Annotated in this window: 16 protein-coding genes and 1 tRNA gene; 16 read left to right on the top strand and 1 reads right to left on the bottom strand. The window is 41.2% G+C overall.

Annotation, left to right across the window (positions count from 1 at the left end; all coding sequences use genetic code 11):
- Positions 1–4: 4 nt before the first annotated feature.
- Positions 5–784 carry a hypothetical protein gene (locus HWV02_RS15235; protein ID WP_211676620.1) on the bottom strand — a complete coding sequence of 260 codons (780 nt, stop codon included), beginning with the start codon at positions 782–784 and terminating at the stop codon, positions 5–7.
- 353 nt (positions 785–1,137) lie between these two features.
- Between HWV02_RS15235 and HWV02_RS15230 the strand changes: the two genes are divergently transcribed.
- The 16 genes from HWV02_RS15230 (at position 1,138) to HWV02_RS15155 (ending at position 14,870) form a co-directional block, all read left to right on the top strand.
- A tRNA-His gene (locus HWV02_RS15230) sits at positions 1,138–1,213 on the top strand.
- Between the two features lie 510 nt (positions 1,214–1,723).
- Complete coding sequence (locus HWV02_RS15225) at positions 1,724–2,509, top strand: beta-ketoacyl synthase chain length factor (protein WP_211688531.1); 786 nt, start codon at positions 1,724–1,726, stop codon at positions 2,507–2,509.
- Complete coding sequence (locus HWV02_RS15220) at positions 2,502–3,275, top strand: 1-acyl-sn-glycerol-3-phosphate acyltransferase (protein WP_255546845.1); 774 nt, start codon at positions 2,502–2,504, stop codon at positions 3,273–3,275. Before HWV02_RS15225 ends, HWV02_RS15220 begins: the two co-directional genes overlap by 8 nt.
- Positions 3,268–3,531 (top strand): phosphopantetheine-binding protein, encoded by a 264-nt coding sequence (locus tag HWV02_RS15215; RefSeq protein WP_211676618.1) that lies wholly within the window; start codon positions 3,268–3,270, stop codon positions 3,529–3,531. The genes HWV02_RS15220 and HWV02_RS15215 overlap by 8 nt, the downstream gene beginning before the upstream one ends.
- A gap of 13 nt (positions 3,532–3,544) precedes the next feature.
- On the top strand, positions 3,545–3,796 hold the full coding sequence (locus HWV02_RS15210) for an acyl carrier protein (protein WP_211676617.1): 252 nt from the start codon (positions 3,545–3,547) through the stop codon (positions 3,794–3,796).
- A gap of 29 nt (positions 3,797–3,825) precedes the next feature.
- Positions 3,826–4,446 (top strand): hypothetical protein, encoded by a 621-nt coding sequence (locus HWV02_RS15205; RefSeq protein ID WP_211688529.1) that lies wholly within the window; start codon positions 3,826–3,828, stop codon positions 4,444–4,446.
- Between the two features lie 3 nt (positions 4,447–4,449).
- Positions 4,450–5,868 (top strand): AMP-binding protein, encoded by a 1,419-nt coding sequence (locus tag HWV02_RS15200; RefSeq protein ID WP_211688527.1) that lies wholly within the window; start codon positions 4,450–4,452, stop codon positions 5,866–5,868.
- The gene (locus HWV02_RS15195) at positions 5,861–6,304 is read left to right on the top strand and encodes a hypothetical protein (RefSeq protein ID WP_211676614.1); all 444 of its coding nucleotides are present in this window, start codon (positions 5,861–5,863) and stop codon (positions 6,302–6,304) included. Before HWV02_RS15200 ends, HWV02_RS15195 begins: the two co-directional genes overlap by 8 nt.
- On the top strand, positions 6,301–7,038 hold the full coding sequence (locus tag HWV02_RS15190) for a glycosyltransferase family 2 protein (protein WP_211688525.1): 738 nt from the start codon (positions 6,301–6,303) through the stop codon (positions 7,036–7,038). The genes HWV02_RS15195 and HWV02_RS15190 overlap by 4 nt, the downstream gene beginning before the upstream one ends.
- A gap of 19 nt (positions 7,039–7,057) precedes the next feature.
- A complete protein-coding gene (locus HWV02_RS15185; protein WP_211676612.1) occupies positions 7,058–8,002 on the top strand; it encodes an acyltransferase in 945 nt (314 codons plus the stop codon).
- A gap of 13 nt (positions 8,003–8,015) precedes the next feature.
- Positions 8,016–9,563 carry a histidine ammonia-lyase gene (hutH, locus tag HWV02_RS15180; RefSeq protein WP_211676611.1) on the top strand — a complete coding sequence of 516 codons (1,548 nt, stop codon included), beginning with the start codon at positions 8,016–8,018 and terminating at the stop codon, positions 9,561–9,563.
- A gap of 48 nt (positions 9,564–9,611) precedes the next feature.
- The gene (locus tag HWV02_RS15175) at positions 9,612–10,040 is read left to right on the top strand and encodes a thioesterase family protein (protein ID WP_211688524.1); all 429 of its coding nucleotides are present in this window, start codon (positions 9,612–9,614) and stop codon (positions 10,038–10,040) included.
- The gene (locus tag HWV02_RS15170; RefSeq protein WP_211688522.1) at positions 10,033–10,671 is read left to right on the top strand and encodes an outer membrane lipoprotein carrier protein LolA; all 639 of its coding nucleotides are present in this window, start codon (positions 10,033–10,035) and stop codon (positions 10,669–10,671) included. Before HWV02_RS15175 ends, HWV02_RS15170 begins: the two co-directional genes overlap by 8 nt.
- Positions 10,658–13,087: an MMPL family transporter gene (locus HWV02_RS15165; RefSeq protein ID WP_255550367.1), complete on the top strand. Its 2,430-nt coding sequence runs from the start codon at positions 10,658–10,660 to the stop codon at positions 13,085–13,087. Before HWV02_RS15170 ends, HWV02_RS15165 begins: the two co-directional genes overlap by 14 nt.
- The gene (locus HWV02_RS15160; protein WP_211688518.1) at positions 13,084–13,692 is read left to right on the top strand and encodes a DUF3261 domain-containing protein; all 609 of its coding nucleotides are present in this window, start codon (positions 13,084–13,086) and stop codon (positions 13,690–13,692) included. Before HWV02_RS15165 ends, HWV02_RS15160 begins: the two co-directional genes overlap by 4 nt.
- The gene (locus HWV02_RS15155) at positions 13,689–14,870 is read left to right on the top strand and encodes a beta-ketoacyl-ACP synthase (protein ID WP_211688516.1); all 1,182 of its coding nucleotides are present in this window, start codon (positions 13,689–13,691) and stop codon (positions 14,868–14,870) included. The genes HWV02_RS15160 and HWV02_RS15155 overlap by 4 nt, the downstream gene beginning before the upstream one ends.
- The last annotated feature ends 6 nt before the right edge of the window (positions 14,871–14,876 follow it).

The raw sequence follows: 14,876 nt of genomic DNA, 5'->3' as shown, positions 1-14,876 counted from the left end.
GAGGTCACCCGAATTTCTTCTTGTGCGCTTGTAATGTATTTTCTACCTTTTTTAACGCGGATGCTATTTTATCGGCGACAGAAGGCGATGAATGTTCATTTCCTAATAAAGAGGAAGAATGCGCAGCGCATAAGTTTTCAGCATCACCCCATTGCTTAATCAATAGCGTCCCCCAATTATGGAAGTCTGTTGCTGCACCAGCTCTTTTTTCGAGAGTCTGTGGTAATGTCATGTGAAATGAGACTTCTGGCTTTTTAAGCACACCAATGATACTCGGAAACTTTAAGTACATTAAAGTATCGTCTGCGTGAATGGTTTTAGACGCTTTGTGATACGCAAGAACAGATGAAAAGTGTAGGTTTTCATTACTTGAAATAAAATCTACGCCAGCCGGTACTGAAAACTCAAAGTCATCAGCAAACAAGGCTGCAAACTCGCTTGATTCTGTGAGTTGTGATTGCCAAGGTAGTTCGGACAATTTTTCATGATGGCGCTGTGTGCCATACAGCTTGGCATTAGGATAGAGTTCATGCACCTTTTTCACATGTATGGTGTGGAAAGGGTGTAAGTTAATGATGGCTTCTAGATCTGCCCCATTGTTTGTTAGCGCATCGACTTGATTCTTTAGCTTCCCGCGTAGCGTATAGGCATCTAATAGCACAAACTTCCCATTCGCACAGCGAACTATCGAGGCATGAGTGCCAATGTTTAGTATACCGCCAATTTTAAAGTCGCCTCGAATGTTCCAGAAGTTATTCGAAATATTTATAATGTGTTCACTCATGATCTTTGTTACCTCAATATCAGTTTCGCTTTCACGGTAAGGTCATTATTTATGATGTTCGTTATGCCACAGGAAATTAGACGTATATATCTAATTGAGCATATTTAAGTTAATTAGCCACAACAAGGCAAAAATAACTATTTTTAAGACAGCATGATGGCGTTGAACATTTGGTTGGTGTACTTATTTACTACAAATCCCATTGGTTTGCTTAAATTTAAATCGAAGGGCGTGCAAAGTGTTCATGCGAAACAAGCAGGCTTGCATGTTTAATCTAACTACTGCATAATCTCTCCATCGAAACAACAGACGGTCTGGCTAATTATTTAGCGGGGTTAAGTCGAAAGTTAATGGCGGTTGTAGCTCAGTTGGTAGAGCCCCGGATTGTGATTCCGGTTGTCGAGGGTTCAAATCCCTTCAGTCGCCCCATATTAAAAAGCCTGCTTATATAAGCAGGCTTTTTTGGTTTTTAGCACTGTGAAATATCAATTACTCTCCTTCATTAATTCTTCTTCGGCACCAAGTTCCAATCGTCATTTATCATTATTCGTTTCTTAATCAGAACATAGCATTCGCACCCGTTGCATTTCAGGTTGCGCTTGATCCCAGAGGCGGGTATGTATGTTGATCAGGATACCATTTAGGCCTTGGGCATACACTGCTTGCTTGTAAGAAGAAATCATCGAATAAAACTAAAATCGACTTTGTCAGTGAACGTCAGCGAAAGTAAATGAAAGTCAGTGAAAGTAAATAAAAGCCAGTGATGTTATTGTATATATTTCAACTTGATAGCAGTTATTCCCTTACGGCGTAGAATGAATGCTCGATTATAACTTGTTGATATATAGTTATTCACATTTTTGGCTGTTGATTTATTATTGACGATTAATTACTATGGCGGCATAAATATTGTCGCTATTTTAGCTTTAGGAGAAACCATTGAAGTTATATATAGAAAGCATCAGTTCTTGGTCAGCTGCTGATGCTGGGAAAACGAAAAATATTGATGAAATAAATGAAAAGTCATTAGCTTGGCCAAAATTGGATTTTGTGCCAGCAATGCAGCGTCGTCGTTTAAGCCCTTTTGCTAAGATTGCACTCTATACTGCTGAAAATGCGCTATCAGAACAGTCTGTATCGTCAGAAGTCTCCAATCAAGTTGATATTGTATTTTCGAGCCGTCATGGTGATTTACATAAAACGGCTGAGTTACTGACTGAATTAACAGCAGACCAAGATATATCACCGACGGCATTTAGTACCTCTGTGCACAACGCTGTGCCGGGTTTATACAGTATTTTGAAACAAAATAAACAAGCGATTAATGCAATCTCTGCGGGTAAGGATAGTTTCTTTTATGCTTTTGTTGATGCTTACGCGCGACTAAAGTCCGGTCGTGCTAATAAGCTACTTATGGTGCATGTCGATCGTGAATTACCTGAGTTGTATTCACAATTTAAAGATGAGCTGCAAATAGCTCACGCGATATCTATGGTGATTACTTTAATCCCTACTGCAACCGCATTGGCCGCTATCGATGTCAGTTTTTCTGCACTCGCAACACCTGAGATTGGCAATGAGCAAGAGCCGCCAGAATTGAATTTACCTGCTGGCTTGTGTTTTATAGATTGGTTTAATCAAACAAGCATAGATTCTCCACTGAAATTTACATCAGAACGCCATATTTGGACTTGTGATTTAGTCTCTGGTTCGTCACGTGTATAAAAAGTTAAATTACCTTTGGCGCTTATTGGCCACTGCGATATGTTTTAGTTTATTTGGCGTTGGCGGCCTAATACTGACATTGTTCGTGTTCCCAGTTCAAAAACTGTGTATCACTGGTGAACAAGCACAAAAACGCACTGCACGTAAAACCGTACATTATAGCTTTCGCTTTTTTATTGCCACCATGGCGTTTACGCGAATCTTCGATTTTGATTTGCGTAATAGAGCTGAACTGGCTCAGCTACAAGGGCAATTGATCCTTGCTAATCATCCGTCATTGATTGATGTGGTCGTGTTGCTTTCTATTATTCCCAATGCCGACTGTGTGGTTAAAGCACATTTATTTAGTAATCCCTTTATTCGCGGGGTGATAAAAAATGCAGGCTATATTAGTAATGCTGACCCTGAAGCCTTGCTGGATGCATGTAAATCATCATTAGAACAGGGTAACAACCTGATCATTTTTCCAGAAGGTACACGCACAGTACCGGGGAAAGAATTGGTGTTTCAACGTGGCGCAGCCAATATTGCTTTACGTTGTCAGGTGCCAATAACATCCGTATTAATTAATGTAACGCCAAGTACATTAACTAAAGCAGAATCTTGGTATCAAATTCCAAGCGAAAAAGCGAAATTTATGTTGCAGTTGACACGTGATGTACCAACGCTTTCAGTTGCAGCTGCTACACCAATGAGCAAGCAAGTTCGCCAGTATTGTCGTGAACTTGAATGTTATTTTAAACAGGAACTACGAAGCCATGATTGATTTAAAAACAGAGCTAAAGCAGCTTATTATTACTGAACTAGATTTAGAAGATATTGAAGTTGAAGACATTAATGATGCGGATGCATTGTTTGTTGAAGGCTTAGGGCTAGACAGTATTGATGCGCTTGAATTAGGCCTGATTCTAAAGAAACATTACGACATCAAAATCGATGCAAACTCGGAAGAGATTAAACACCATTTTTCATCTATTGATGCACTAAGTGCATTTATAACTCAGACTCGTGCCACGGCTTAATTAAGGATTTCCCATGCAATCTAGAGAACACATCTACCAAACATTAGCCGACATCTTAGTTGAAGAATTTGAAATCGATGCAGACGATATCAACCTCAGTGCCCATCTATATACTGACTTAGATTTAGACAGTATTGATGCCATTGACTTAGTGATTAAATTACGCGAGATTACTAACGAAAAAATTGAACCAGAAGTGTTCAAACTAGTACGTACAGTAGAAGATGTTGTAAACGAAATCGAAAAACTAACGTTAGCGAAATAATAGCAGTACATTAGTCCACAGTGAATTATATGTTGAAGAAACTACTTACAGTGATCTTGGGGTTATGCTTATTACTTTACCCCTTTGCAGTATATTTAGGGTTAAATTACGTGAGTCCTTTTTGGCTTGGGCTCGGTTTATTAGTGCTGTTATTGTCTCGTTTAATGATGCTACGTGGTGTTTTGAATAAAATGCCTTGGTTATTACCCGCAACCGCGCTAGGCGGTTTGGCGATAGTTACCTCGTTATTCACTGATTCAGATATTGGCTTTAAGCTATATCCGCTGATGGTTAACTTTGCCATGCTGGCGGTATTTGCGTATTCATATCTTAAACCGCCCACTGTCATTGAAACATTTGCGCGGTTACAAGATCCAGATTTACCTGAACATGCGGTAAATTACACACGTAAAGTCACTTTGGTTTGGTGTGGTTTTTTCATTATTAATGCCAGTATTTCATTGTATACGGCTTTATATAGCTCATTTAAAGTGTGGACTATTTATAACGGTTTTATCGCGTACATCCTGATTGGTAGTTTATGCGCCGTTGAATTTGTTGTACGCCTATTTGTGCAGCGAAAGTATGCGAATAATAGCGACGTGATCAGTGCTAATCCAAGTATTGAAACGACGCAGAAGGAAGACTAAATAATGACAGAACTGTCGCAACGTCAGCGTGATATATGCTTTCATATAAACAAGCAAGCATATAGTTTTGAGCAGTTTAGTGCTGATATTCATGATACAAGACAAGTGGTTCGCCAAATGGATGCAGACTGTGTGTTACTGTTTCATCAATCGAGTTATCAGTTTAGCGTTGGCTTTTTCGCTCTGGCACTGGAAGGTCGTCACATTGTTATGCCACCGAATGCACAGTCGCAAACGCTCATGCATATTGCGCCACAATGTCAGGCTACGCTCGGTGATATTAAAGTCGATGGACTAGATGCGATAAATGTAGCATTAATCGACGCGCCTTTGATTAACACGAACAGTATTGCTAAGCATGATGTGATTGCTGTTCAAAGTCAGCCATTACAAGACAGATCTGCTCTGTTTACACCATTAGACTGTCAAATTACCTTCTTTACATCAGGTTCGACCGGGCAGCATAAACCGATTGTGAAACAGTTTAGCCAGCTTAACTGTGAAGTCGATGCACTCATCAACACCTTTGCTGTACGTCTAGATGCCTCACAGCTATTATTAAGCACTGTGTCCCATCAGCATATCTATGGGCTGTTATTTAAACTGTTGTTGCCGTTAAAGTCCGGCTTAGCAATTGTTAATGATACCTTTGAATACCCTGAACATATTAGTCAGCTTTTGGTCGAAGAGCTAGGTGATAATGGCCGCCCAACAGCATTATTGATCTCTAGCCCTGCGCATTTAAAACGGCTGAGCTTAGATAATGTCTTGATAGCAAATAAAGCGCAATTACAAGGTGTATTTAGTTCTGGTGGGCCATTACCTTTTACTGTCGCTCAAGAATTATTTACCCAACTATCGCAGGCGCCAATTGAAGTCTTTGGCAGCACTGAAACCGGTGGTATAGCGTGGCGACAGTGCCAAGACTCAACCCCAAGTGCGTGGCGGGTTTTCCCCGATATTAGCTATCGTATTATGCCTGAGACTGCGCAGTTGGTCTTAACATCACCTTATATCCATGATGCTAACTACGTCACCGAAGACCGGGTTCAGCGTATTGATGAACAACATTTTGAAATGTTAGGCCGTGCCGACCGCACTGTGAAGCATGAAGAGAAACGTATTAACCTCGACCATATGGAACGCTGTCTACAGCAACACGTGTTGGTTAACGAGGTTCGTGTTATCGTACTTGATGGCGCTAAAAAACAAGTGTTAGCAACAGTGATTGAATTGACCGAAGAAGGGCAAGCATTACTGAACGAACAAAGTAAGAAGTCACTGAATGATGGCTTTAAAAAGCACTTACTCGGTGAGTTTGAACGCATTTGTTTACCTAAAAAGTGGCGTTATCCAGCGCAAATGCCATTTAATTCTCAAGGTAAATTAGTGATTAAAGAATTGGAGAAATTGTTTGACTGAATTAGTGAAAGTGGATGCAACCATTCTGAGTACTGAATTTCTTAATACAAAGAACCCGGATGATAAGGTTGTATTAACCTTGCATATCCCAACAGACCTAGATTACTTTAAAGGCCATTTTGACCAAGCGCCAATCTTAGCGGGTGTTGTTCAACTGCACTGGGCGGTAGAGTATGCGAAGCAATATTTAAGCATGGGCACGGCTGATGTGATGAATATTCAAGTGTTGAAGTTTCAGGAGATGATCTTACCGGGTCAAGATGTGGTGCTGACGTTAACGAAAAAATCAGCCGAAAAAGTGCTGTTTAGTTATCAATCCACAACGTCAAACGGTGATATTAAATCTCATTCTTCTGGTCGACTTATTTTTGCTGAAACAGTTGCTGTATATAGCGCTGAACATAACGCTGAAAAGAATACGGTAGGTGGTCTGTGAGTTATTGTATTGTGATCCCTAATTACAATCACACGGTAGTGATTGATCAGTTGTTAGGGGCTTTGGCGGAATACAAGTTACCTGTGATCATGATTAATGATGGCAGCGATGCTGACAGTAGCGTATTTATGCTGACGTTAGCGGAAAAATACAGTTATGTCACTTTGATTAGCCATGAGCAGAATCAGGGGAAAGGTGCGGCAATACAAACAGGTTTAAAGTATGCAGATAGTATGGGCTTTACTCATGCTGTTCAAGTGGATGCCGATGGTCAGCATGATATTACTGATATCAATAAACTGGTTGAGTTATCACAGGCACAGCCAAGTCAGTTAATCAGTGGTCAACCGATTTATAATGAGTCTGTGCCTAAACACCGCTATTATGCGCGTTATTTAACCCATGTTTGGGTATGGATTGAAACGCTATCATTTGACATTAAAGATACCATGTGTGGCTTTCGGGTATACCCATTGGCTGAGACGCTAGGCTTGTTAGCCAAAAGTAACAATATTGGCGAATATATGGCGTTTGATACCGAAATTATGGTGCGCTTATATTGGGATGGTGTAAATACGATCTTCTTACCAACCAAGGTTAATTATCCTGAACATGGCGTTTCACATTTCCGGTTATGGGAAGATAATGTGGCCATTTCATGGATGCACACGCGTTTGTTTTTTGGCATGTTAAAACGTTTGCCGCAGTTACTATTGCGTAAGTTTAACACTTGATTAAGGGCAGAATAACGATATGACTACCACAGTTCACTGGTCAAAAATGCAAGAGCGCGGTACCTATATTGGTATGAAAACACTGCTGCTTTGTTACCGTATTCTAGGCCGTACTGGTTTGTCTATTATTCTTTACCCTGTCATTGTGTATTTGTATTTCACTGGTGGAGAAAGCAAAAAAGCATCGTTAAATTACCTTGGTAAAGTTGCAAAGCGTAAAGGCAGTTCGAAACAGCCGGGTCATCGAGAAGGTATCAAACATTTCTATATTTTTGCCCAAAGCGCATTTGATAAAATAGATGCTTGGACGGGTAAAATAACCATGGAACAAGTGGAGTGTGATTACACTGATAAATTTAGACACTTATTAGAAACGAGTCAAGGCGCGGTATTTATTGGCTCGCACTTGGGTAATTTGGAAGTATGTCGCACGCTCAGTGTCGGTAAGTATAAAACCCGTATTAATGTATTGGTATTTACTCATCACGCCGTTGAATTTAATAAAATAATGCAAAAGATTAACCCCAATGTGAATGTTAACTTCATTCAAGTGTCAGATGTGGGTGTTGATTTAGCCATTTTATTAAAACAACGTGTAGAAGCGGGTGAGAAGGTCGTTATTGTGGGAGACCGCACCAGTACGACGTCTCCTGGGCGAGTCGTTTATGCCGAATTTTTAGGCCAGAAAGCGCCGTTTTCACAAGGGCCATTTATTCTAGCTTCTTTGCTGGAATGCCCTGTGTATTATCTATTTTGTTTGAAAGACGGTGACAAATATCGCCTTATCTTCGAACATGTATCAGATAAATTGAAGTTTGCACGTAAAACCAGACAAGCCGATATTGGCGAGCTGATTAATCAATACGCACAAAGGTTAGAACACTTTTGCTTGCAGTACCCGTATCAATGGTTTAACTTTTTTGATTTTTGGCAAGAAGACCATAAAGTAGAACGTAAGAAATAGTTTGGAGAAGTCAGTGGCTACCACTAAAGCAACAATTAAGTTTGGCGAATCACGTTTAACGATTGAAGATATCGTTGCAATTGCGAAACAAGAAAAGCATGTCAGTATCAGTGATGCACCAGAGTTAACGACTAAGATCGATTCAGCGCTCGCGTTCTTAGATAGCTTATTAAAAGAAGATGGTGTTATTTATGGTGTAACCACAGGTTATGGTGATTCTGTTACAGTAAAAGTACCGCTTCATCTAGTACATGAATTACCATTACACCTTACTCGTTTTCATGGTTGTGGTTTAGGGCAATTATTTAGCACTGTTGAAGGCCGTGCTATTTTGGCTACCCGACTTAATTCTTTAGCACAAGGCTATTCTGGCGTAAGCTGGGAAATGCTGCATTTATTGGCGGCCTATTTAGAACACGATATTATTCCGGCGATCCCACAAGAAGGGTCGGTGGGTGCAAGTGGTGATTTAACGCCATTATCTTATGTTGCTGGCGCATTAGTTGGCGAACGTGATGTGTATTATAAAGACCAGATCCGCAATAGTGGTGAAGTCATGGCAGAGTTAGGTCTAACGCCATTAGTGCTACGACCTAAAGAAGGGTTAGCGATCATGAATGGCACGGCAGTAATGACAGCCGTTGCTTGTTTAGCCTTTGATCGTGCTAACTACCTCACTAAATTAGCGGCGCGTATTACTGCCATGGCGAGCTTGTCTATTCAAGGTAATAGCCATCATTTCGATGAGATCTTATTCTCGGTAAAACCACACCCAGGTCAGCAACAAGTCGCTACCTGGATCCGTAATGATTTGAATCACGCAGAACACCCACGTAATGCAGACCGTTTGCAAGATCGTTATTCGATTCGTTGTGCGCCGCACGTTATCGGAGTATTGCAAGATTCACTGCCTTGGTTCCGCCAAATGATTGAGAACGAGCTGAACTCTGCAAACGATAACCCGATTATTGATGGCCAAGGTGAACACGTATTACACGGTGGTCATTTTTACGGTGGTCATATCGCGATGGCTATGGACAGTATGAAAACAGCGGTTGCTAACCTAGCTGATCTTGCTGACCGTCAGTTAGCGTCTTTGGTTGATAGCAAATACAATAACGGCTTGCCATCAAACTTATCGATGAGTGATGAATCGCGCCGTTATATTAACCATGGTTTCAAAGCCATGCAGATTGGTGCATCTGCGTACACAGCAGAAGCATTAAAACAAACCATGCCTGCCAGTGTTTTCTCACGCTCTACTGAATGTCATAACCAAGACAAAGTGAGTATGGGCACGATTGCCTCGCGTGATGCAATGCGTGTTTTACAGCTGACAGAGCAAGTATTAGCGACGACATTATTGGCGACAGTACAAGGCCTACGTATTCGTATTGAACGTAAAGAGTTAGATTTGGCAAGTTTACCTGTCGCTGTTCAAGCTATGTATAACGACATTTGCAGCTTCTTCGAACCATTAGTAGAAGACCGACCAATGGATAGTTTATTACGCTTTACAATTGATGCGATTCAAACGCAGCGTTGGGCGCTTTATCAATAATCTTTACACAAAAAACAAGATACAAGATACAAGCAAGGTAATACATAAATGAGCAAAAATAGTCTGTTATCAGAATCCGTTATTATTGACGTACCGTTTCATGATTGCGATCCGATGCAAATCGTGTGGCACGGTAATTATGCACGTTACTTTGAAGTCGCTCGCAGCGCGCTATTACGTAAAATGAATTTTGATTATGAAGATATGAGTAAATCAGGCTATATGTGGCCAATTGTTGATATGCGCGTGAAGTATATTGCTTCGGCGCGTTATGCTCAGAAGATAAAAGTGGATGCACATTTAGTTGAAGTGGAATCTCGCTTGAAAATGGAGTATGTAATCACCTGCTTAGATACAGGTAAGAAGTTAACTAAAGCATCGACTATTCAGTTAGCTGTTGATTTAGAAACGGAAGAATTGCAATTTGTGACACCACCTGTCTTTACTGATAAGTTAAAGGGTGAACTGAATGGGTAGTTGGCTACGACTGCTGCTCTTACTGTCATTGACTGGCAATGTGTTTGCTGCCGATGATGCTAAAGATTTAAGCTCGGGTAAAATTAAAGGCTCAGCAGCACCACTGGCACTATTATCGCAGTTTAAACCGCTGGCGATAGCCAGTGGCACATTTGTGCAACACAAGTATTTCACGGTATTGAAGAATCCAGTGATCTCCAGTGGTGAACTGTTTTTAGATCAAGCTTTAGGCTTTGTCTGGCATACCAGTAAACCGATTGCCTCGACCATGATACTCAAGGAAGAAGGGCTATTTTCCATCGACCACCGTCAACAGCAAAAGCAGATCAATAATGCTACACCAATTGCAAGCGTGCTCATGAGCGCCTTGTCTGGTGATCTTGCTGCGCTCGAAACTCAATTTAGCTTAGCGACCACATCATTAACAAAAGCAGCATCTTCAAACCAAACTTGCATTGAATTAACGCCGAAAGATGCGGTGATAGCGAAAGTTATGAGGGTGATTGAGCTATGCGGGAAGGATACTGTCGATCATTTAGTATTATTTGAAACCTCTGGTAACCGTACCGAGATTGAACTTAGTTTGACTGCGGTTGATGAACTGCCAAAGGCTATTCGTGAGCAACTCTAACTTTAGTGGCTGCAATAATAAGTTTGGACTTAAATGTTACTTGCTCCAATTGGTTGTGGTATTGCTATTAGCGGGTTATCAACTTGGTTGGGGTCAATGGAAAATAGAGACGAATATACTGTCGTTATTACCGACCGACAGCCAAGCGCAAGCGAGTCAGCAGCAAGATATAAACCAAGCCAAGTCGGCCTTATTCCAACAAGCGAATCAACGGGTATTAGTGGCGATTTCAGGTGAACAAGCTATTCCTGCGTATCACCAATTAGCTAATACTATTACGTCGTTTACTGGCATTGAAAACGAATCAATGACAGTCCCTGATATCAGCGATGTGATTGCGTTTTATCAGCCTTATCGTGACAGTGTCATGACCGATGACTATCAAGCCTTGTTAACCGAACCACAAGCAATTAATAATTTTGTCTTAGGTAAACTGACGCAAGTAAGCGATCCGTTCGTTAGCGGTAGTTTAGCTATTTCCCCACGATTGAATTTGGCTGATTTTTTAGCGACAGGTTTAACCCAGTTACAATCGTTTGAAACTGAACAGGGCATTATTGTCGTTCATAAAGATGGGTTAAAACATTACATTATGCCTATTAAGGTTAATGTTGATGGTTTCTCTGTGAAGCAAACTCAAGCATTTTCGACGCAGTTACAGGCAGAATTTCAAAGATTAGAAACCAAGTTCGATGTGGATGTGCTTTATAGTGGAGTATTATTCCATACTGCAGAATCCAGTCAGCAAGCTGAATATGAAATGTCGACCTTTGGCGTGATCTCATTATTGGCTGTGTTATTAATGATTTTAGCGGTATTTCGCAGTGCAAAGCCCGTTAATCTGTCTCTGCTGGTATTAGCCATCTCGATCATTTATGGATTAACGGCGGTCGTTACTTTATTCAATCAATTGCATTTACTCACTTTAGTCTTTGCTGTGACCTTAATTGGTATTGTTATTGATTATTGTTTTCATGCCTTTGTTAGTCTCAGTGTTAGTAATAGTAATACTGGAGGCGGTATTAAATCGATTCGTACCGCCTTGTGTTTAGGGTTTATCACGACTGCATTAGGTTATGCAGCACTAATCATGTCGCCGTTATCCTTATTGAGTCAAGTTGCAGTATTCATGATCTTTGGCTTGTTTGGCGCACTGTTAACTGTGCTGCTATTACTGCCTTATTTAAATCTAAGTGGCAACATCAGCGTAACGCCAAGTGTTTGGACGTTAACAGATAAGCTAAATACCTGGTTAACAAGACTGCACCAGCAACGCCGACTCGTCTTTGCCTTACTGAGCTTAGGGTTAGTCAGTGTGATCGTCATCGATGACATTAATTTTAATGACGATATTCGGTTGCTTAATTCCAGTCCCGCATTTTTGATTGATAACGAAATCAAAATGGCGAAGCTAATGGGTTACCAACACAGTCAACGCATTGTGATTACCGCGGATGATAGCGAAACCTTATTGCAACGCCAAGAAGTCTTACTTGCACGATTGCAGCATTCACAACAGCAAGGTTTAACCGTGAAGAGTATTGCCAGCTTGTTGCCGTCCGTTGCGAAACAACAAGCAAGCAACGATCTGCTTAAAGACGCTGAGCAACAACAGATTTTCCAGCAGGGATTAGCGATCTTAGGGTTAACTGATACGGTAGATGGATTTAAGCCGTTAACGTTAGATGCGTTTAATTCTGGTCCATTACAGGCCCTATCTGCTGTGTACATTTTTCAATATAAGTATCAAAACCAAGATACCAAGAGTATAGATGAGAGTGTAGATAAGAAAGCGACGATGAAGTACGCCTTGTGGGTTGAAACCTCAGGTGTGGCATTAAATACTGACTTACAGCAATGGATCGCAGATCAACCTGACATGAGTATTGATAATAAACCTGCGGAAGTGTCTGCGGCATTAAGCCATTATCGCCAAGCGTTATTATTACTGTTCGCAGGTGCGATATTAGTGGTGACGATTGTGCTGTGTTTACGTTTTGGCTTGATGCAAGGCTTGCTAGGGTTATTAAGTATTATGGTCAGTGCTGGCGGTGCCTTGTTATTAACGCAATTAAGCTTAGGTCATCTTAATATCTTCAACCTGTTAGCGGTATTACTTATTCTCGCTTTAGCAATTGATTATGTTATTTTTTATCAAGAACATGGATTGCAGCGTAATACCGTTTTAGCGATAACTTTATCGGCTATTTCATCTGCGCTGGTATTTGGTGTACTTGCCTTAAGTGTGACACCTGCGGTAGAAAGTTTCGGCTTAACTGTTATGTTTGGGATCTTGTTAGTATTTCTATTATCGCCATTAAGTGCAAAACAAGTCACGGTTCTGAGTACCAAACAAGTTGAGACAGAAAGTCGAGGTGACGATGTGAGTAATAACAGTATTGAGGTAGTAAAATGAAGTGGACCTGTTTGCCGAGACTAAGCTTGCCGAGATTAACCGCTGTGTTATTAACGGCCTTATTATTAACTGGCTGTATTAGTATGCAACAAAGCCATTTAGTCGCGATGGCACCGGGTGTCACCTTACAACTTACTGCACCACCAGAAGCATTACAGATGCAGGCGAAAACGCAATTAATTGAAGCCGAGTTTAATGGTGAAGCCCAAAGTTTATTAGCACAAGTCGAATTTACTGAAACGCAAATTAAATTGGTGGCGATGACACCCTCAGGTATTCCGTTGTTTGATGTATTGTGGAGCGTGAATGACGAGGCTGTGATTAACCAATATGTGCCCGTACCGGGATTAGATATCAGTTATGTGATCGCAGATCTGCAATGGGTTAACTGGCCGTTGGCGCAATTACAGTCAGCGACCAATGGTTCGTTTAGAGAAGAATTTAGCAATCATGAGGGGCAAACCTCAACAGATTGGACGCGTACATTAACGAAAAATGGTCAGGTCATTTTGACGGTAGAAAAGTTCGATAATCGTTATATCCTTAAGCATTTACTGCGCGATTATCAAATAACAATAACAGAATTAAGTAAGGTGTCACTGTGAGTATCTGTCTAAAAGATTTTGGTGTGGTATGTGCTTTAGGTGATTCGAAAGCATCTGTCGCTGCTGCACTACTAAAGGGTTACCGAGGTGGATTGGTACTTGATAGCGAGTTGCCAATTGCAGAACCTCAGTATGTGGGTCGTGTCGTTGATGCAACTTTTGATAAAATACTCACCCGTAATGATAAGCTTAGTCAGTTGGCTTATTTACAAATTGCCGATACGCTTGCGCCTCTGATAACTGAGTTTGGGCAACAACGTATCGCAGTGGTGATTGGTACCAGTACTGCAGGCATTGAATACGGCGAACAAGCATTAAAGCAAAAAATGGCGACAGGCGAATACCCAGAAAACTATCATTATAAAGTGCAGGAAATGGGTACCACAGCGCAGTTTATAGCGGATTTATGTCAGGCTAAAGGACCGGTTTACAGTATTTCGACAGCCTGTTCATCTAGTGGTAAAGCGTTAGTCAGTGCACAGGCATTACTGGATGCTGACTTAGCTGATGTGGTTATTGCCGGTGGTGTTGATAGTTTAGCAAAGCTTACCGTCAATGGCTTTAAAGCATTGGCCTCAACAGCGACTGCAATGAATAACCCATTTGCGACAGACCGTGATGGTATTAATATCGGTGAAGCATCGGCGTTATTTGTCGTCACCAAAGAGCAAGGTGGCATTCAATTGTTAGGGGCGGCTGAAACCTCTGATGCCCACCATTTATCAGCGCCGCACCCAGAAGGAGAGGGCGCATTACGGGCGATGCAAGTAGCATTGGCCGAAGCGCAGTTACAAGGCTCACAAATAGATTATGTCAATCTACACGGTACTGGCACACCAAAGAATGATGACATGGAAGCTAAAGCCATGTCTAACGCTTGTGGAAGTGAAGTATTGTGTAGTTCAACAAAAGGCATGACAGGCCATACGCTAGGCGCAGCAGGAGCATTAGAGGCGGGTATTTGTTGGTTATTACTTCATGATGAATATAACCCAGAACATAAAGTGCCGGCCAATGTGAGCGATGGTGAGGTAGATAACAGCCTTGCTACGATAAACCTAGTGGATGCAAAGGCCAATGCCGATCGTACAGCTAAGAATAAGTTACAAACCTGCATGAGTAATTCATTTGCTTTTGGCGGTAACAATATCAGTTTAGTGATAGGAAAACAGCAGTGAACCAAT

It is taken from the genome of Moritella sp. 28 (assembly GCF_018219435.1).
Classification (GTDB): domain Bacteria; phylum Pseudomonadota; class Gammaproteobacteria; order Enterobacterales; family Moritellaceae; genus Moritella.
Note: the sequence above shows the minus strand (reverse complement) of the source record. Positions and strands in the feature narration are given on the sequence as shown.

Excerpts from the sequence above, each read along its gene's own strand:
- HWV02_RS15235 (WP_211676620.1), bottom strand. The coding sequence starts at position 784 with ATGAGTGAACACATTATAAATATTTCGAATAACTTCTGGAACATTCGA.
- HWV02_RS15215 (WP_211676618.1), top strand. The coding sequence starts at position 3,268 with ATGATTGATTTAAAAACAGAGCTAAAGCAGCTTATTATTACTGAACTA.
- HWV02_RS15210 (WP_211676617.1), top strand. The coding sequence starts at position 3,545 with ATGCAATCTAGAGAACACATCTACCAAACATTAGCCGACATCTTAGTT.
- HWV02_RS15205 (WP_211688529.1), top strand. The coding sequence starts at position 3,826 with ATGTTGAAGAAACTACTTACAGTGATCTTGGGGTTATGCTTATTACTT.
- HWV02_RS15200 (WP_211688527.1), top strand. The coding sequence starts at position 4,450 with ATGACAGAACTGTCGCAACGTCAGCGTGATATATGCTTTCATATAAAC.
- HWV02_RS15185 (WP_211676612.1), top strand. The coding sequence starts at position 7,058 with ATGACTACCACAGTTCACTGGTCAAAAATGCAAGAGCGCGGTACCTAT.
- HWV02_RS15175 (WP_211688524.1), top strand. The coding sequence starts at position 9,612 with ATGAGCAAAAATAGTCTGTTATCAGAATCCGTTATTATTGACGTACCG.
- HWV02_RS15170 (WP_211688522.1), top strand. The coding sequence starts at position 10,033 with ATGGGTAGTTGGCTACGACTGCTGCTCTTACTGTCATTGACTGGCAAT.
- HWV02_RS15160 (WP_211688518.1), top strand. The coding sequence starts at position 13,084 with ATGAAGTGGACCTGTTTGCCGAGACTAAGCTTGCCGAGATTAACCGCT.